This window comes from Brevundimonas intermedia (assembly GCF_004614235.1).
Taxonomy (GTDB): Bacteria; Pseudomonadota; Alphaproteobacteria; order Caulobacterales; family Caulobacteraceae; genus Brevundimonas; species Brevundimonas intermedia_A.
In genome coordinates, this window is record NZ_SPVH01000007.1 from 312681 (window position 1) to 330586 (window position 17906).

Consider the following 17906-nt stretch of genomic DNA (forward strand, 5'->3'; position numbering starts at 1 on the left):
GAGGAAACCCTATGAAAACTCTGATCATCGCGGCGACCGCCGCCGCTTCGCTTCTCGCCACGGCCGCTTCGGCGCAACAGGCGCCCGCCAACCCCGGCCCGGTCATCCCGGGCGTCTGCGTCTATTACAACGCGCGTCTGCTCGCCCAATCGTCGGCCGGCCAGGCTGTCGAAGCCCGCATGCAGCAGTTGGCTCAGGAAGTTCAAGGCGAACTGCAACCCTACGCCACGCAGATCCAGACCGAAGCGCAGCAGCTTCAGACGTCGGGTTCCAGCCTGCCGGCCGACCAGCTGCAACAGCGCCGTCAGGCTCTGCAACAGCGTGCTCAGGAAGCCCAGCAGCTGGAATCCACCCGTGAGAACGAGCTGCGCTACACCCTGGGCATGCAGCGCCAGGCCATCACCGAAGCCGTCTCGCCGATCCTGACCGCGCTGTACCAAGAGAAGGGCTGCGGCCTGCTGCTCGACCGCGAGAGCGTCTTCATGATGAACCCCGCCATGGACGTGACGGACCTGGCCATCCAGCGCCTGAACACCGCCCTGCCGACCCTGAGCTTCAACCGCATGCCGGTGCCGGCTCAGACGCAAGCACAACCGGCGGCCGCCAACTAAGCCGCCGATGCCGGATCCTCGCTTCTTCGAAACCCTGTCGCCTTTCAGCGTCGCCGACCTGGCTGCGCAGATTGGCGGCGAGGTCGAGCGGGGCGGGGATCGCATTATCGCCTCCGTCGCGCCCCTGTCCTCTGCGGACCGGGGCGCGATCGCGTTTCTGGGCGACCGCAAGTTCGCCTCCGCCCTGGCGACGACGAAGGCCGGCTGCGTGATCGTGCCGGCCGAGGCCAAAGATGCGGCGCCTTTAGACGCCGCCGTGATCGTCTCGCGAACGCCTCAGGCCGCCTGGGCCAAGGCGTCGCTTCTGCTGCACCGCGCTGTCACGCTCGACGTGGCGATCACGACTGACGAAGCGGCCGAGGACGATAGCGTCGTGGTCGAACCGGGCGCGGTTCTGGGCAAGGGCGTCCGTATCGGTCGCGGGTCCCGCATCGGCGCCAACAGCGTCATTGCGCCGGGCGTGCAGATCGGCCGGGAGTGCGTCATCGGTTCGAACGTCACCGTCGGCTTCGCCCTGATCGGTGATCGGGTGAAGCTGTACGCCGGCGCGCGGATCGGCGAGGCGGGTTTTGGCGCCACCGGTACGGCCGCGGGCGCCCTGGGTATTCCGCAGCTTGGCCGCGTCATCCTGCAGGACGGGGGGACCGTCGGCGCCAACTCTTGCATCGACCGCGGCGCCTATGACGACACGGTCATCGGCGAGAACACCAAGATCGATAATCTGGTCATGGTGGGCCACAACTGCGTCATCGGCCGCAACAATCTGATGGCCGCCAACACGGGGATCTCCGGGTCGGTCACCAGCGGCGACAACGTCATCTTCGGCGGCAAGGCGGGGATCGGCGACCATATCAACATCGGCGAGGGCGCGCGGGTTGCGGCCGGGGCGGGGGTGCTGGCGAACATTCCTGCCGGCGAGACCTGGTCCGGTTATCCGGCGCGTCCGATCCGACAGTTCTTGCGCGAAACCATCTGGCTCGCCAAACAGGCCTCTTCAAAGAAGGCCCCGAAGGAATCATAGGGATGAGCGAAGACGGCAAGATCGATTACGCCGAGGTGATGCGGCGGCTGCCGCACCGCTATCCCTTCCTGCTGGTGGACAAGGCCGAGGCCTTCGTGCCTCGCACCTCAATCGTCGGCATCAAGAACGTCACTCACAACGAGCCCTTCTTCCCGGGCCACTTCCCGATCGACCCCGTCATGCCGGGCGTGCTGATCGTCGAGGCCATGGCCCAGACGGGGGCCCTGCTGATGTCCAAGACCCTGGATGTGGCCGTGGCCGACAAGGTCATCATGTTCATGTCCATCGACGGGGTGCGGTTCAGGAAGCCTGCGCGGCCGGGCGACCAGCTGCGTATGGAGGTCAAGGTGATCAAGGCGCGCGGCGACGCCTACAAGTTCCGCGGCGAGACCTTCATCGACGGCAAGCTGGCGGCCGAGGCCGAGTTCATGGCCATGGTCGTGACCGTGCCCACCCCAGCGACAGAGCCTGCCGCTTGATGACCATCCACCCGACCGCCCTGATCGACGTCACGGCGTCCCTGGCCGACGGGGTTCAGGTTGGGCCCTGGTGCGTCTTGGGTCCGAACGTGGTGCTGGCCGAGGGCGTGCGTCTGGTCAGCCATGTGGTGGTTCAGCAGGATACGATGGTGGGGGCGGGAACGGTGATCCATCCGTTCGCCGTCATCGGCGGCGACCCGCAGCACAATGGCTACAAGGGCGAGCCGGTGCGGCTGGAGATCGGCGAGAACAACCTGATCCGCGAACACTGCACCTTCAACCGGGGCACGCCGCAGGGGACGGGCGTGACCGTGGTCGGCGCCAACAACCTGTTCATGACGGGCGCGCACATCGGTCACGACTGCGTGGTTGGAAATAATGTCGTCATGGCCAACAACGCGACCCTGGGCGGCCATGCCCAGGTGGGCGACAAGGTCTTCCTGGGCGGCCTGTGCGCCGTCCACCAGAACGGCCGTGTGGGGCAGGGGGCGATCATCGGCGGTCTGGCGGCCGTGACGCGCGACGTCATCCCTTACGGCTCTGCCTGGGGCAATCATGCGCGGCTGCGCGGGCTGAACCTGATCGGGCTTAAGCGCAAGGGATACGGCAAGGATCAGGTGCGACGGTTGCTGGCCGCCTATCGCGACCTGTTCGAGGGCCAGGGCGAGTTCGCGGGCCGGATCGACGGGGTGGCCGAGACCTATGCCGACCTGCCCGAGATCATGGAGATCATCGCCTTCATCCGCGACGGCGGGCGGCGTCCGCTGTGCTTGCCGAACGCGGAATGACTGGGTTCGGCAAGCTGGGCCTGATCGCGGGCGGCGGCGACCTGCCGGGGGCGGTGGCGGCGCGGTGCGACGCCGAGGGTCGGCCGGTCTTCCTGATCCGCCTGGCCGGGTTCGCCGATCCCCATCTGGCGCGCTGGCCCGGCGCCGAGTTCGGCATGGCCCAGATCGGGGCGATCCTGAAGGCCCTGAAGGCCGAGGGCTGCACGACCGTCTGTCTGGCGGGCATCGTCAACCGACCCGATTTCAAGACGTTGAAGCCCGATTTCAAGGGCGCGACTCTACTGCCCGGCATCGTGGCGGCGGCGTCCAAGGGCGACGACGCCCTGTTGCGCAAGATTTTGTCGGTGTTCGAGGCCGAAGGCTTCGCCGTCGAGGGCGCCGACGACATCCTGGGCGGGGCAATGCTGGCGGCTGGAGCCCTGGGCGCCGTTTCGCCGACGCCGGAGCAGCTGGCCGACCTGAAGAAGGCGCTGCACGTCGCTGAAAAATCGGGCGAACTGGATATCGGTCAGGGCGCGGTCGTCTGTGACGGCCTTGTTCTGGCGGTCGAGGCGCAGGAGGGGACCGACGCCATGCTGAGCCGGGTCGCCGGGCTGCCGGCCGATCTGCGCGGCTCGGCCGGTGATCGCAAGGGCGCGCTGGGCAAGGCGCCCAAGCCGATCCAGGACCTGAGGGTGGACATGCCGGTGATCGGGCCGCGCACCGTCGAGATGGCGGCGGCGGCGGATCTGGCCGGCATCGGCGGAGTGGCGGGACGGCTGATCCTGATCGACCGCGCGGCCATAATCGCGGCGGCGGACCGGCTGGGCCTGTTCGTGTGGGGCGAAGCGCGATGAGCCGCCCCTTGAAGATCATGCTGGTGGCGGCCGAGGCCTCGGGCGATGCGCTCGGCGCCGGTCTGGCCAGGGCGCTGAAGGCGCGGTTGGGTGCGGACGTCACTTTTGTCGGCGTCGGCGGTCCCCAGATGGCGGCCGAGGGTATCGTCAGCCCGTTCGATATCGCTGAACTGTCGATCCTGGGCTGGATCGAGGGCCTGCGCGCCTATGGCAAGGTCAAGCGCCGCGTCGAGGAGACGGCGGCGCTGGCCGAGCGAGAAAAGCCCGACGCCGTGGTCCTGATCGACAGCTGGGGCTTCACCATTCGTGTGGCCAAGGCCATCCGCGCCGCGCGGCCGGATTTGCCTCTGATCAAATACGTCGGCCCGCAGGTGTGGGCGTCCCGGCCGGGCCGGGCCAGGACGCTGGCGGCGGCAGTGGATCATCTGCTGGCGCTCTACAGCTTCGACGCCCCCTGGTTCGAGCGGGAAGGTCTGCCGACGACCGTGGTCGGCTCGTCCGCCCTGCATGTGGACATGGCCGGCGCCGACGGCGCAGCCTTCCGTGCGCGACGCGGCATCGCCGCCGACGCCAAGCTGCTGCTGGTGCTTCCGGGCAGCCGCCCCAGTGAAATTACGCGAATGACGCCGGTCTATGAAGCGGCGATCGGCAAGTTGAAGGCCATCGATCCGGCGCTGGAAATCGCCGTCGTCGCCGCCGGGACCGTGGCAAGGGATGTCGCGGGACGGGTCGCCGCCTGGCCGTTCCGGGCGCATCTGGTGGACGAGGCCGAGAAGTACGACGCCATGCGCGCCGCGACGGTCGCCCTGGCCACAAGCGGCACGGTTTCGACAGAGCTGGCCCTGGCCGGCGCGCCGATGGTCATCGCCTACAGGATCGACGGGCTGAGCTATCAGCTGATGAAGCGGATGGTGACGGCGAAACACGTCACCCTGTTCAACGTCGCCGCCGACGAGAGGATCGCACCGGAGTTCATCCAGCACGAGGCGACGCCCGCCATCCTGGCGGCGGCGGTCGGTCGGTTGCTGTCCGATCCGGCCATGGCGGCCGAACAGGCGCAACGTCAGACAGCGGCCCTGGACTTGATGGGGCGCGGCGGAGCGGACCCGTCGGAGTTGGCGGCGGACGCCGTGTTGAAGGTCATCGCCGCCAAACGGAAGGCCTGACGATGGGGCGGGCCCTCAGTCCTCGGCGCGCCGCCGAGGTGCGGGCCGCGTTGCAGATGGCGGTCGGCGCCATGGCCGCCCTCTATCTCGCCACATGGCTGAACCTGCCGCATCCCTACTGGAGCGTGATCTCCGCCATCGTCGTCATCCAGGCCAGCGTCGGGGGCGGGGTGCTGACCGTCGCACGGGACCGAGCCATAGGCACGGTGACGGGCGCGTTGTTCGGTGCGGTCTTCGCCTTCCTGCGGCCGCCCGGCATGGAAAGCATGGCCCTGAGCATCGCCGCATCCACGGCCTTGCTGGCGTTTTTCGGAACCGGCCGCCCCTGGCTGAAGATCGCACCCGTGACGGCGACCATCGTTATCGCCGGCGGGACCGGGGCGGAAGGGCCGGCGTCGCTGGCTCTGGATCGGGTGATGGAAATCCTGGTCGGCAGCGGCGTCGGTGTGATGGCGATCCTGGCGCTGTTTCCCCGGCACGCCCGCCAGTCGTTCAAGCTTCAGGCGCGCGAGGCGGCGGGGGAGGCGGCGGCGCTGTTGGCCCTGATATCCCAAGGCGATCCGGCGGACGCGTCCGAGATCACCCGACGCCATGCCGATCTGAAACGACGGCTGGACGCTCTGGGTCAGGCGGCGAAGAACGTGATTGACCTGCCGGGGGCCCAGCGCGAAACCGCCGACCGCGCCGCCCTGGCGCGCGCCTTCTGGCGGGTGCGTAGCGACATCGTGATTCTGGGGCGTGGTTTTCAGGCCGAAGGCGCAGGCGCGCGGCTGGATCCCTGGTCACAGGACGCGGCGCGTGCGGTGGAGCGGCTGCAAGCCCTTTCGCAGGGAAAGGCCGCCGCGCCGATGGGACCGATCGACCAGAGCCTGGCCTTGTCCATGGCCGTAGAGGGTGACGACATGGCCCTGGGCGCGGCCGCCATCGGGGTGGCGCACATGCATCGCGACCTGGACGATCTGGGCGCGCGGTTCGCCGATCTGCAGCTGGTCTGACGGCAAAGAAAAACGCCGGGGATGGCTCCCCGGCGTTCTGCAATTTCAGACGTGAGGCCGTCGATCAGCCGCGTTGTTCGATCGGCACGTAATCGCGCTCGGTTGGGCCGGTGTAGAGCTGACGCGGGCGGCCGATCTTCTGCGAGGGATCGGCCATCATTTCCTGCCACTGGGCGATCCAGCCCACTGTGCGGGCCAGGGCGAACAGGACGGTGAACATGCTGGTCGGGAAGCCCATCGCCGACAGGGTGATGCCCGAATAGAAGTCGACGTTCGGGAACAGCTTGCGCGAGGTGAAGTATTCGTCCGACAGGGCGACCTTCTCCAGCTCCTTGGCGACCAGGAAAAGCGGGTCGTTCTCGCGGCCCGTGGCGGCCAGGACTTCATAGGCCGACTGTTGCATGACCTTGGCGCGTGGATCGTAGTTCTTGTACACGCGGTGGCCGAAGCCCATCAGCTTGTACTTGCGATCCTTCACGCCCTGGATGAACTCCGGGATGTTGTCCGGGGTGCCGATCTGTTTGAGCATGGTCAGCGCCTCTTCGTTGGCGCCGCCGTGCGACGGGCCCCACAGGCAGGCGATGCCGGCGGCGATACAGGCGAACGGATTGGCGCCCGACGAACCCGCCAGACGCACGGTCGAGGTCGAGGCGTTCTGTTCGTGGTCGGCGTGCAGAGTGAAGATGCGGTCCATGGCGCGAACCAGGGCCGGATCGACGTGATAGTCCTCGGCCGGCACGGCGAAGCACATGCGCAGGAAGTTCTCGGCATAGGACAGGTCGTTGCGCGGCGACACGAACGGCTGGCCGATGTGATATTTGTAGGCGCGGGCCGCGATGGTCGGCATCTTGGCGATTAGGCGGATGGCCGAGATGTCGCGCTGGACCGGATCATGGATGTCCAGGCTGTCGTGATAGAAGGCTGACAGGGCGCCGACGGTGCCGACCATGATGGCCATCGGGTGGGCGTCGCGGCGGAAACCCTCGAAGAAGCGGTCGAACTGGCTGTGCAGCATTGTGTGCATCGTGATGCTGTCTTCGAACTTCTCGAACTGCTCGGCCGTCGGCAGCTCGCCGTGCAGAAGCAGGTGGCAGACCTCGACGAAGTTCGACTTCGACGCCAGCTGGTCGATGGGATAGCCACGGTGCAGCAGCACGCCGGCGTCGCCGTCGATGTAGGTCAGGGCCGATTCGCACGCAGCGGTGGAGGTGAAGCCCGGATCGAAGGTGAAGGCGCCCGTTCCCGCATAGAGCTTGCGGATGTCGATGACGTCCGGGCCGGTGGAGCCCGAAAGGACCGGCAACTCGACGGTCTTGTCCTCGAAGGACAGGGTCGCCGAGCTGGCGGGTTTGGCTTGTTCAGTCATGAATGCCCCTTTGCATCACACGTCCAGGCGCGGGGAGGCGTCGGCCGCTTTTTTGGTTTGTGGGTGATCACTTAGTCTGTTGCAGCGCATCATCCAAGCGCCCGAGACTTTCGTCGCGCCCAAGAGCCGACAAAGTTCGTGCAATATCAGGTGATGTTGACCCAGCGGTAAGGGCCGCACGCATCGGCGGACCGATCTTGCCGAAGCCCACACCCTCGGATTCGGCGAAAGCCTTGAGTTCGGCTTCCAGCGCGAACACGTCCCACGACTGGAATAGGGCCAGCCGGTCGCGCAGGCGGCCCAGGCGCTCAAGCGTGTCGCCGCTCAGCAGGGGCTGGCCTTTTTCGTCGATGGCCAGAGGGCGGGCCTTCAAAACGAAAGCCGTTTGTTCGGCCAGGTCCAGCACCGTCTTGGCGCGATCCTTGACGAAGGGCATGGCGCGTTGAAGCCGGGCCTCGTCCGCCTCGGCGAGGCTGTGTCCGCGCTGCAGGTGCGCGTCCAGCGTCAGCTTGGACAACCGCTCATCGTCCGCAAGGCGCAGCCAGTGGGCGTTGACGTGGGCCAGTTTGTCGAAATCCAGCCGGGCCGGCGCCTTGCCGATGCCCGCGAGGTCGAACCATTCCACGGCCTGGGCGTCGCTGAACAGTTCGTCGTCACCGTGGGCCCAGCCTAGCCGGGCCAGATAGTTGCGCATGGCCTCGGGCAGATAGCCCATCTCGGCATATTCATGCACCGCCTGGGCCCCGTGGCGTTTCGACAGTTTGGCGCCGTCGGGACCGTGGATCAGAGGGATGTGGGCGAAGGTCGGCCGGGTCCAGCCCAGGGCGTCGTAGATCAGGCTCTGACGCGCGGCGTTGTTCAGATGGTCATCGCCGCGAATGACGTGGGTCACGCCCATGTCGTGGTCGTCCACGACGACGGCGAGGTTATAGGTCGGCGCGCCGTCCGAGCGCAGCAGCACCAGGTCGTCGAGATCTTCGGTGGACCAGCTGACCGAACCCTGAACCTCGTCGGCGACGGTGACGGTCGTCGCCTTGGGGCGGCGGAAGCGCACGACGTGGGGCAGGGCTAGGTCATCGACCGTGGGTTCGCGGTCGCGCCAGGGCGATTCGAAGGTGCGTTTTTCGGCCTTGGCTTCGTCGCGCAGACGGCCGGTGTCCTCGGCAGAGGTGAAGTCGCGGTAGGCGTGGCCCGTTTCGAGCAGTTGATCGACCACCTCGCGGTGGCGATCGGCACGGCTGAACTGAAAAACCGGCTCTTCGTCGGCGAACAGCTCCAGCCAGCTCAGGCCGTCGAAGATGGCCTTGACGGCCTCGTCTGTGGAGCGTTCGCGGTCGGTGTCCTCAACCCGGATCAGGAAACGCCCAGCGTGTCTCTTGGCGTACAGCCAGTTGAACAAAGCGGTTCTCGCTCCGCCGATATGCAGATAGCCTGTCGGCGAGGGGGCGAAGCGGGTGACGACAGTCGAGGAGGGTGAGGTCATAGGCGATGGGTCCGTAAGCGAGGCCCTTATACGCCCCGACGCGGCAAAGCCTACCCCCGCCGCGCGATTGCGCGCGTGGTTGGGCGAGGAGGTCGCGGCGCAGACGCTGCGATGGCGGTTGTGGGCGCCGGTCGCATTCGGCTCCGGCGCCGCGGTCTATTTCGCCCTGCGTGCCGAGCCGCCGTTGTGGCTTCTGTTGCTGGGCGTAGTCGTCGCTTTTTCAGCCTGGATCTCGGCGAGGCGGCGGGGATGGGCGCGGCGTCTGACTTGGCCGCTGTTGATGCTGGCCTGTGTCGCCGGCGGGTTGGCGGCCGCCAAGGTCCGCACCGAAATGGTCGCCGCGCCCATCGCGCCCGCAATGAGCGAGCCGACCGTGATCGAGGCCTGGGTTGTGGACGTCGACAGTCCTGGCCAGAGGGGCGCGCGGATCGTGATCGCGCCGGTCTGGATACGCGGGCTGACGTCCGAACAGACGCCCGTGCGTTTGCGGGCGACGGTGCGGGGCGAACCGCCCAAACCAGGCGAGGCGATCCGTCTCTTCGGCATCCTCAATCCGCCACCGGCGCCGGCCAGCCCCGGCGCCTATGATTTCGGCCGCAACGCCTTCTTCCAGGGGATGGGCGGTGTGGCCTTCGCCCTGGGTGAGACACGGCCGGCCGATCTCGCGCCGCCGCCATGGCGGCTTCGGTTGGTGATGGCCGTAAATAGCGCGCGCTACGCGCTGGCGGAGCGGATCGTGGCGCGCCTGGGCGAGCGGACGGGCGGAATCGCCGCCGCCATGACCACCAGCCATGAAACCTGGATCAGTCAGGAGGACATGGACGTCATGCGGAATTCCGGCCTGGCGCACATCCTGTCGGTGTCCGGGCTGCACATGGCCATTGTCGGCGGTTTCGTCTTCTTCGCCGTGCGGCTGGCCGTGGCGGCTTGGCCTTGGCTGGCCCTGCGGGTTCACGGCAAGAAGGTCGCGGCCATAGCGGGGCTGACGGCGGTGGGCGTCTATCTGGTGGTGTCGGGTGCGCCCCCTCCGGCCGAGCGCGCGGCCATCACTGCCTCCATCGCCTTCCTGGCCATCCTGCTGGATCGGCAGGCGGTGACGATGCACGGCCTGGCCGTCGCCGCCTTCATCGTCCTGGCCATCCAGCCGGAAGCCATCGTCACCCCGGGCTTCCAGATGTCGTTCGCGGCGACCGCCGCCTTGGTCGCCCTGGTCGAGGCCTGGCCCAAGCGAACGCGAGAGATTTCCGCCCCGTGGCCGATTCTGGCGGTCCAGCGGTTCGGCGGCTGGCTGACGGCGGCCGTCGCGGCCAGCGTCGTGGCGGGGCTGGCGACGGGGCCGTTCGCCATGCAGCATTTCAATCGCACGGCCATGTACGGGCTGTTGGCGAACCTGGGCACGTCGCCCGTCGCGGACTTCATCCTGATGCCGGCGCTGGCGATTGGCGCGGCGCTGGAGCCGCTGGGGCTGGGCGGGCCGTTCTTGGCGATTGCGGGATGGGGCGTCGATCTGATGCTGGCGATCGGAACCTGGACGGCGAGGTTGCCGGGGGCGGTGCGGACGGTGGCCAGTGCGCCGGACTATGTCCTGCCGATCGCCTTCCTGGGGGTGCTGTTCGTCTGTCTGTGGCAGGGACGACTGAGGTGGCTGGGCCTGCCGTTGGCGGCGGCCGTTCTGGTCTGGCCGCGCGCGCCGACGCCGGATCTGTGGATCGGAGACGGGGGGACAAACGCCGCATTTCATAACGAGAAGGAGGCGGTTGTCGTCAGGCCCGGCGTCCGAGAGTTCGCCGTCGATCTGTGGTCGAGGCGGCGCGGCCTGACCATGACGGATCGGCCGGAGACGGGCTGGGCCTGCGAGCGCTTTTCTTGTCGGCCTGAGGCTGAGCAGGCTGGTCCTGTCGCAATCTGGTGGGGACGTAAGACTCCCGGTCCGGACCAGATGGAGGCCTTATGCCGCGCGGCGCCCGTCGTCAGCGTGCGCGCGGTTCTCACATCGATCCCAAGCGCTTGTCAGGATCGCCTGGTGCTCGACGGCGTCGATTTCGCCAGAGGCGGCGCGGTCGAGTTATGGCGTGTCAGTCCGTCTGAAACGGGCCGATGGCGCGCCGTCTGGACGGCCGACGTGAGGGGCGACCGCCCTTGGGCGCGCCAGCCGAACCCGGACGTCAGTGATAGCGGCGCATGAGGCCGACCAGCTTGCCCTGAACGGCGACCTGATCCGATCCGTAGATCTTGGTTTCGTAGTTGCGGTTGGCGGGCTCCAGCGCGATGGAGGCGCCCTTCTTGCGAAGCCGCTTCAGCGTCGCATGTTCGCCTTCGACCAGCGCCACGACGATCTCGCCCGAGGAGGCGTTGTCGGTCGATTTGATGACCACCATGTCGCCGTTCAGAATCCCCGCCTCGATCATCGAATCGCCTTCGATCTCAAGCAGGTAGTGTTCGCCCGAGCCCAGCATGGATTCGGGAACGGGATAGCGCGCCGTCTCGTGTTCTATGGCGTCGATCGGCGTGCCGGCGGCGATCTTGCCCATCAGCGGCAGCTCGCGGGTGTCATTGGCCGCAAGCGGCGCCAGGCCGCGGCCGCCGCCGCCTTCGATCACGTCAGGCTTGAATCCGGCCCGACCGCGAGGCGCGCCGGCCGTGGCCTGTTCGGGCAGTTTGGTGACTTCCAGGGCGCGGGCGCGGTGGGCGAGGCGGCGGATGAAGCCACGCTCCTCCAGCGCCGTGATCAGCCGGTGGATGCCCGACTTGGACGCCAGGTCCAGCGCCTCCTTCATCTCGTCGAACGAGGGAGAGACGCCCGTCTCCTGAATCCGTTCGTGGATGAACATCAGCAGTTCGTGCTGCTTGCGCGTGAGCATCGCCAGGCCCTCATGCGCCCGCCGACGAATCGGAACGGGCCGTGAACATTTGTCGATGTTCTGTAAGTGTTCCTTCCTAATGTCAACTTAACAGCGCCCTTGGGACGACGCGTGAAGCGAGGAAGACGATCAGGCCGCCAGCAATTGCCGTGTCGCCGCCTCGACATCCGCCTGACGCATCAGGCTCTCTCCGACCAGAATGGCCTGGGCATGGGCGGCCGAGACGCGCTCGACGTCCTCGGGCGTGAAGATGCCGCTTTCGGCGACCAGCAGGGCGCGGACGGGGCTGAGCATCGACAGGCGCTCGGTCACTTCCAGATCGACCTCGAAGGTGCGCAGCGACCGATTATTGACCCCGACCAGATCGCCCCCGAGCGCACAGGCGCGAGCCATCTCCTCCTCGTCATGGGTCTCGATGAGGGCGTCCATGCCGAAGCTTTCGGCCTCGGACAGCAGTTCTGCAGCCAGCCGATCATCGACCATGGCCAGGATGATCAGGATGCAGTCGGCGCCCAAAGCGCGGCTCTCGGCGACCTGCCAGGGATCGACCAGGAAGTCCTTGCGCAGACAGGGCAGGGCGACCGCGTCGCGGGCCTGGCCCAAGTAGGCGTCATCGCCCTGGAAACTGGGGCCGTCGGTCAGGACCGAGAGGCACGCCGCGCCGCCCGCCTGGTAAGCCCGCGCCAGGGCCGGCGGGTCGAAGTCGGGCCGGATCAGCCCCTTGGACGGACTAGCCTTCTTGATCTCGGCGATCAGGGCAGGACGGCCGGTCTCTTCTTCCACGCGCTCAAGGGCGGCGCGGAAACCACGCGGAGCCGAAGCGGTGCGGGCCAGCGCCTCGATCGCGTCCTGCGAGGTCGCGGCCTTGCGGGCGGCGACGTCTTCGCGTTTGTAGGCGGCGATACGGTCCAGAACGTCGGTCATGCGGGCTCTTGGCTTTCCAGCGGCGTGGAGGTGATGCGGGCCAGACGCTCCAAAGCCTCGGCAGCCCGGCCGTCGTCAATGGCGGCGGCGGCGAGGACAGCGCCTTCGGCAAGGTCGGCCGCCCGGTCCGATACCACGAGGGCGGCGGCGGCGTTCAGCAGCACGATGTCGCGGTAGGGGCCGGCGGCTCCCGCGAGCAGCGCGCGCAGGGCGAGGGCGTTCTCCTCGGCGTCGCCGCCACGGATGTCTTCGATGGAGGCGCGGGGCAGGCCGGCGTCCTCGGGCGTGACCTGGAAACGGCGAACCGCGCCGTCCCTCCATTCAGCCACTTCCGTCGATCCGGAGGTCGCCAGTTCGTCCAGGCCCTGGCCATGGACCGTCCAGGCTCGCGTCGCGCCGAGCCGACCCAGCACCTCGGCCAGGGGCTCCAGCAGGCGAGGATCATAGACGCCCATGACCTGGCGTTTCGCAGATGCCGGGTTTGAAAGTGGGCCCAAAAGATTGAAAACGGTGCGGAAACCGATCTCGGCCCGCACGGGGCCGACATGGCGCATGGCCCCGTGGTAGGCGGGGGCGAACAGGAAGCAGATGCCGGCCTCGTCCAGCGCCTTCCTCTGCTGAGCCTTATCCGCCATCAGGTTCACGCCCAGGATCGACAGAACGTCGGAAGACCCTGATTTAGAAGACATAGCGCGATTGCCGTGCTTGGCCACCTTCAGGCCCGCGCCGGCCAGAACGAGGGCGGCGCCGGTCGAGATATTGTAGGTGTGCTGACCGTCGCCGCCGGTGCCGCAGGTGTCGATCACTTCGTAGGGATGATCCAGCGTGAGAGCGGCCTCGCGCATGGCGCCGGCGAAGGCGGCGATCTCATCCACCGTCTCGCCGCGCATCCGTATGGCGGTGACGGCGGCGGCGACTTGCGACGGGGTCGGCTCGCCACGCAGGCAGGCGGCGAAGAAGTCGTGCGCCTGTTGCGATGTCAGGGGATGGCCCTCGACCAGCCGGGCGAGGATCGGCTTGAATCCGTCCCCCACCGTCAGGCGGCCGCGAGGCGCTTCACGCCGGCGATCTCCAGGAAGTTGGCCAGCATGTCGTGACCGTGTTCGGTGGCGATGGATTCCGGGTGGAACTGCACGCCGTGGATCGGGCGGGTGCGGTGCTGCAGGCCCATGATCTCGCCATCGGCGGTCCAGGACGTGACCTCCAGACAGTCGGGCAGGGTCTCGCGCTTCACAGCCAGCGAATGATAGCGGGTGGCGATGAAGGGCGACGGCAGGCCGGCGAAGACGCTCCTGCCCTCGTGCAGGATCGGCGAGGTCTTGCCGTGCATCAGGGTCTTGGCGCGGATCACGTCGCCGCCGAAGGCCTGGCCGATCGCCTGATGGCCCAGGCAGACGCCCAGGATCGGCATCGACGCCGGAGCGGTGTCGATCAGCGGCAGGCAGATGCCGGCCTGGTCCGGCGCACAGGGGCCGGGCGACAACAGCACGGCGGCGGGGTTCAGCGCCCACGCCTCGTCCACCGTCAGGTCGTCGTTGCGCACGACATGCGTCGGCGCGCCCAACTCCGCGAGGTAGTGGACGAGATTGTAGGTGAAGCTGTCGTAGTTATCGACGACGAGGATCATGGCTTGGCTTCTAGGCTCGACGGGCGTCCGCGCCAAGCGGGCGCGGCGGTAAAGCGCATTTTAACCCGACCCGGAGATAAATGCGGCTGTGAAACTCGCCACTGAAAAAGATATCGCCGCCAAGATCGCCGCCGCCAAGGCGAAGCTGGTCGTGGTCGAGACGAAACCGAACCCGGTCGCCGCCCTCGGCGCCGCTGCATTCGCAGCGACCGCGGCCGTGCTGATGGCGGGCGTCGTCATCGTCGGCCCCGGCGTTCAATTCGACGATCCGACGATGACCGTTACGCGCTAACGATTGCCGGTGCGGAAGCGCCAGGCGTCGTCGGCCGCCCGCATCGGCGCGCGCGCCTTGTGCTGGGTTTCGGCGTATTCGGCCGCAGGGTCGCTGTCGGCGACCACGCCGGCGCCGGCCTGGACGAAAATCCGGTCGTCGGCGAACAGGGCGGTGCGCAGGGTGATGCAGATGTCCGCCTCGCCGCCGGCCGAGATATAGCCGACGCCGCCACCGTAGCCGACGCCGCGCTTCTCGCTTTCCAACTCGTCGATGACCTCCATCGCCCTCACCTTGGGCGCACCCGACAGAGTGCCGGCGGGAAGGGCCGCCAGCAGGGTGTCGACGGCGTCCAGCTTCGGGTCGGCCTTGCCGCGCACGTTGGAGACGATGTGCATGACCTGGCTGTAGCGTTCGACGACGAAGCTCTCGGTCACCTCGACCGTGCCGGGTGCAGCGACCCGACCGACATCGTTGCGGCCCAGGTCCAGCAGCATCAGATGCTCGGCTCGTTCCTTGGGATCGGCCAGCAGTTCGACTTCCAGCGCCTTGTCCGCCTCGGGCGTCGCACCGCGCATGCGGGTGCCGGCAAGCGGTCGGATGGTGACCTCGCCGTCCTTCAGACGCACCAGAATCTCGGGGCTGGAACCGGCCAGCTGGAAGCCCTCGAAGTTCAGATAGAACAGATAGGGCGACGGGTTCTGGCGACGCAGGGACCGATAGAAGGCGAACGGATCCTCGGTCCAGGGTGCCGAGAATCGGTGACTGAGCACGACCTGGAAGATGTCGCCCGCGCCAATGTAGTCCTTGGCCTTGGCGACCATTTCGCCGAACGCGGCTTCGTCCACGGCTGAGGTGAAGGTCGGCGCCGGCGTTTCCTGCGGCGCGGCGCGGACGGGCAGGGGCTCGCGCAGCGCGGTATCGAAGGCGTCCAGTCGCGCCACGGCGGCGTCGAAGGCCTCGCGCACGGCGATGCCGGCGTCGGGATAGGCGGCGGAGACCAGAACGATCTCGTGGCGCACGGAATCGAAGATGGCGACCAGCGACGGACGGGTCAGGACCGCGTCCGGCAGATCCAACGGATCGGGATTGGGCGCGCCCAGCGGCTCCAGCAGGCGAACCATGTCATAGCCGAAGACACCGAACAGGCCGGCGGCCATGGGCGGCAGGCCATCGGGCAGGTCGAACTTCGACGCCGCGATAAGGGCGCGCAGCGATTGCAGCGTGGGCAGGGCTTCGGGCGTGAACCGACCCTCGGCGATGGCCGGCCCGCGCGACAGTTCCGCCGCGTTCGAACGACAGCGCCAGACGACGTCCGGGTCCAGCGTCAGGATCGAATAGCGACCCTTGACCGCACCACCTTCGACCGATTCCAGCAGACAGGCGTAGGGGCGGTGGCGACCGAGCTTCAGATAGGCCGAGACCGGCGTTTCCAGGTCGTCGATGATCCGGCGCACCACCACCTGCGGCCTGCCGGCCGAGAGGCCGGAGGCGAAGGCGTCGAAGTCGGCTTGCCCCGATACGGCCTCGGTCATTGCGCCGGGGCTGCGGGCGTCGCGTCGGCCGACAGGCCCAGGGCCGAGCGCGCCTGAGCCGGGTCGTTCTTGGCCTTGGAGCGCTGGGCGCCGGCGGCGAAGGACGTCTCGACCATGGCCTGGACCAGTTCCTGCGTCAGGCGCGGACGAACCTGCTCGGCCAGAGGGCCTGCCACGGCGGGATTAGCGGCAAGGACGTTATCGACGCGACCAACGACATAGGCGGTCTGCGACGCGGGTTGCGAGAAGGCCTGGCCCTTGGACTGGCCGAACAGACCCTGAAGCACGCCCTGACCCAGCGAGTCCTGCGTGGCCTGGTTGCGAACGACGCCGGTGCGGACCGTCAGGGGCGCATTGACCGAGCGGGCGACGGCGGCGATGTCCTCGCCGTTGCGGACGCGGGTGGTCAGTTCTTCCGCCTTGGTCGAAAGACGACGCATCGTCTCGCGCTGGATCCATTGGGCCGTCAGGGGCTCGCGCACCTCGGTCAGGGTCGGCAGCGAGGCCGGACGGATGTCGTTGACGCGCACGGCGAAATATTGGCCCTGGCCGGCGTCGATCACGTCGCTTTCGCCGCCCTTGGTCAGACCCCAGGCCGTCTCGAAGATTTGCGGCGGGGCGTTCAGCGCCTGGCCGTTCGGCAGCTTGCCGTCGCGGGTGAAGGGCGGCAGATCGACCACGCGGCCGCCGGCTTCGCGGGCGGCGTCGGCCAGGTTCTTGCCGGCCGTGCGGGCGGCTTCGTACTTCTCGACCTTGGCGTAGGTCTGGGTCTTCACGTCTTCGGCGCGCAGTTCCTGGATCAGTTCTTCACGCGCGCTTTCCAGCGTCGCAGGCGCAGCGGACTGGATGGCGGTGACCTTGGCCACGGCGAAGCCGACGCCGGCCTGGACCGGGTCGGAGACCTGGTTGGCTTGCAGGCCGAAGACGGCGCCGGCCGTCGCGGCGTCGCCGATGGCGGAGCGGGGCGTGGCGTCGAAGGTCGCGGGCGTGACGTTGTTGGCGCGACCGGCGTCGGCCGGCGTCTGGCCGGCGCGCAGGGCGGCGGCGATCTTCTGGGCCGTTTCGCGGTTGGGCGCTGTCAGGGTGACGAAGGTGCGGGTCTCGGGCTTGCCCAGAGTGTCCTTCTTGAACTCGAAACGCTCGCGGATGCGGTCGTCCGAAATCGGCGTCGCGGCCGAGGCTTCAGGCGTGAACAGGACGACGGAAACCATGCGGAACTCCGGCGCACGCAGGCGCTCGGCGTTTTCCTGGATGAAGGCGTTCAGCTGGGCGTCGGTCGGGGCGGGGACCTGGCCTGCCATCGCAGACGTGACCTCGAACCAGCGACCGTCGCGGCTTTCGAAGGCAGAGCCGGCCAGCAGCGCGCCATAGATGCGCGGCACGCGGGCGCCGGCGAAGACGGCGGCGCCGAAATGTTCGGTGACGTATTGGTCGCGCAGGTCCTGTTCCAGCATGGCCGGGGTCAGGTTCTGCTGGGCCAGGGCGGCCTCATAGGCCTGTTGGTCGAACTGGCCAGTGACCGAGTTGAAGAAGGCCGGGATCTGGCGGATCTGCTTGACGATCAGTTCCTTGCCGGGGCGGATGCCCGCCTTCCAGGCCCAGTTCAGGAAGCCCAGCTGCTGGGTCTGCTCGGTCAGGAACCGGGTGTGGATGTTCTCCGCGACCAATTCCTCGTTGGTCAGAGGACGGCCGACCTGCTGCTGCAGGCGTTCGCGCACCTGATCGAAGGCCGTGCGGAACTCCAACTCGTTCATCGAGCGGTCGCCCGCATCGATGACGTGCTTGGGACCCAGGTTCGAGAACACGTCCATCCGCGCGCCGACGATCACGAAGCTGATCGCGATCAGGACAAGGAGGGCGGCCGCCCATTTGGATCGAGAGAAGGCGCGGAAGGCGGTGAGCATTCGAAAACCCGAGACTGGCCGAGATTGGGGCCGATGTTG

17 protein-coding genes are annotated in these 17906 nt (G+C 67.8%); 9 read left to right on the forward strand and 8 right to left on the reverse strand.

Features of this window, described 5'->3' with window-relative positions; translation table 11 throughout:
* Positions 1–11: 11 nt before the first annotated feature.
* Genes EGY25_RS15510 through EGY25_RS15540 form a run of 7 tightly spaced genes read left to right on the forward strand, consistent with a single transcriptional unit; the run spans position 12 to position 5896 of the window.
* Positions 12–611 carry an OmpH family outer membrane protein gene (locus tag EGY25_RS15510; RefSeq protein ID WP_135195912.1) on the forward strand — a complete coding sequence of 200 codons (600 nt, stop codon included), beginning with the start codon at positions 12–14 and terminating at the stop codon, positions 609–611.
* Between the two features lie 7 nt (positions 612–618).
* The gene (lpxD, locus tag EGY25_RS15515) at positions 619–1632 is read left to right on the forward strand and encodes a UDP-3-O-(3-hydroxymyristoyl)glucosamine N-acyltransferase (RefSeq protein ID WP_135195913.1); all 1014 of its coding nucleotides are present in this window, start codon (positions 619–621) and stop codon (positions 1630–1632) included.
* Between the two features lie 2 nt (positions 1633–1634).
* Complete coding sequence (fabZ, locus tag EGY25_RS15520) at positions 1635–2111, forward strand: 3-hydroxyacyl-ACP dehydratase FabZ (RefSeq protein ID WP_135195914.1); 477 nt, start codon at positions 1635–1637, stop codon at positions 2109–2111.
* Positions 2111–2899, forward strand: coding sequence for an acyl-ACP--UDP-N-acetylglucosamine O-acyltransferase (gene lpxA / locus EGY25_RS15525; RefSeq protein WP_135195915.1), 789 nt, complete (start codon positions 2111–2113; stop codon positions 2897–2899). The genes fabZ and lpxA overlap by 1 nt, the downstream gene beginning before the upstream one ends.
* Positions 2896–3735 carry a UDP-2,3-diacylglucosamine diphosphatase gene (gene lpxI, locus EGY25_RS15530; protein ID WP_135195916.1) on the forward strand — a complete coding sequence of 280 codons (840 nt, stop codon included), beginning with the start codon at positions 2896–2898 and terminating at the stop codon, positions 3733–3735. The genes lpxA and lpxI overlap by 4 nt, the downstream gene beginning before the upstream one ends.
* A complete protein-coding gene (gene lpxB / locus EGY25_RS15535; RefSeq protein ID WP_135195917.1) occupies positions 3732–4901 on the forward strand; it encodes a lipid-A-disaccharide synthase in 1170 nt (389 codons plus the stop codon). Before lpxI ends, lpxB begins: the two co-directional genes overlap by 4 nt.
* A gap of 2 nt (positions 4902–4903) precedes the next feature.
* The gene (locus EGY25_RS15540) at positions 4904–5896 is read left to right on the forward strand and encodes an FUSC family protein (RefSeq protein WP_135195918.1); all 993 of its coding nucleotides are present in this window, start codon (positions 4904–4906) and stop codon (positions 5894–5896) included.
* Between the two features lie 64 nt (positions 5897–5960).
* On the opposite strand, the gene gltA is transcribed toward EGY25_RS15540, so the two are convergent.
* A complete protein-coding gene (gltA, locus tag EGY25_RS15545; protein ID WP_135195919.1) occupies positions 5961–7262 on the reverse strand; it encodes a citrate synthase in 1302 nt (433 codons plus the stop codon).
* Between the two features lie 67 nt (positions 7263–7329).
* The gene (gene gltX, locus EGY25_RS15550; protein WP_135195920.1) at positions 7330–8745 is read right to left on the reverse strand and encodes a glutamate--tRNA ligase; all 1416 of its coding nucleotides are present in this window, start codon (positions 8743–8745) and stop codon (positions 7330–7332) included.
* A gap of 79 nt (positions 8746–8824) precedes the next feature.
* Between gltX and EGY25_RS15555 the strand changes: the two genes are divergently transcribed.
* Positions 8825–10930 (forward strand): ComEC/Rec2 family competence protein, encoded by a 2106-nt coding sequence (locus tag EGY25_RS15555; protein ID WP_209308108.1) that lies wholly within the window; start codon positions 8825–8827, stop codon positions 10928–10930.
* On the opposite strand, the gene lexA is transcribed toward EGY25_RS15555, so the two are convergent.
* From lexA to EGY25_RS15575, 4 genes are all read right to left on the reverse strand, one after another.
* Positions 10911–11606, reverse strand: coding sequence for a transcriptional repressor LexA (lexA, locus tag EGY25_RS15560; protein ID WP_135195922.1), 696 nt, complete (start codon positions 11604–11606; stop codon positions 10911–10913). The genes EGY25_RS15555 and lexA overlap by 20 nt on opposite strands.
* A gap of 129 nt (positions 11607–11735) precedes the next feature.
* A complete protein-coding gene (gene trpC, locus EGY25_RS15565) occupies positions 11736–12530 on the reverse strand; it encodes an indole-3-glycerol phosphate synthase TrpC (RefSeq protein ID WP_135195923.1) in 795 nt (264 codons plus the stop codon).
* A complete protein-coding gene (trpD, locus tag EGY25_RS15570; protein ID WP_135195924.1) occupies positions 12527–13564 on the reverse strand; it encodes an anthranilate phosphoribosyltransferase in 1038 nt (345 codons plus the stop codon). Before trpD ends, trpC begins: the two co-directional genes overlap by 4 nt.
* Positions 13565–13566: 2 nt before the next feature.
* On the reverse strand, positions 13567–14157 hold the full coding sequence (locus EGY25_RS15575; RefSeq protein WP_135195925.1) for an anthranilate synthase component II: 591 nt from the start codon (positions 14155–14157) through the stop codon (positions 13567–13569).
* An 88-nt stretch (positions 14158–14245) separates the two neighbouring features.
* On the opposite strand from EGY25_RS15575, the gene EGY25_RS15580 reads away from it, so the two are divergent.
* A complete protein-coding gene (locus EGY25_RS15580) occupies positions 14246–14449 on the forward strand; it encodes a peptidoglycan-binding protein (RefSeq protein ID WP_245159497.1) in 204 nt (67 codons plus the stop codon).
* Here EGY25_RS15580 and trpE read toward each other — a convergent pair.
* Positions 14446–15963: an anthranilate synthase component I gene (gene trpE / locus EGY25_RS15585; protein WP_135195926.1), complete on the reverse strand. Its 1518-nt coding sequence runs from the start codon at positions 15961–15963 to the stop codon at positions 14446–14448. The genes EGY25_RS15580 and trpE overlap by 4 nt on opposite strands.
* Positions 15960–17867: a peptidylprolyl isomerase gene (locus EGY25_RS15590; RefSeq protein ID WP_135195927.1), complete on the reverse strand. Its 1908-nt coding sequence runs from the start codon at positions 17865–17867 to the stop codon at positions 15960–15962. The genes trpE and EGY25_RS15590 overlap by 4 nt, the downstream gene beginning before the upstream one ends.
* Positions 17868–17906 lie beyond the last annotated feature (39 nt).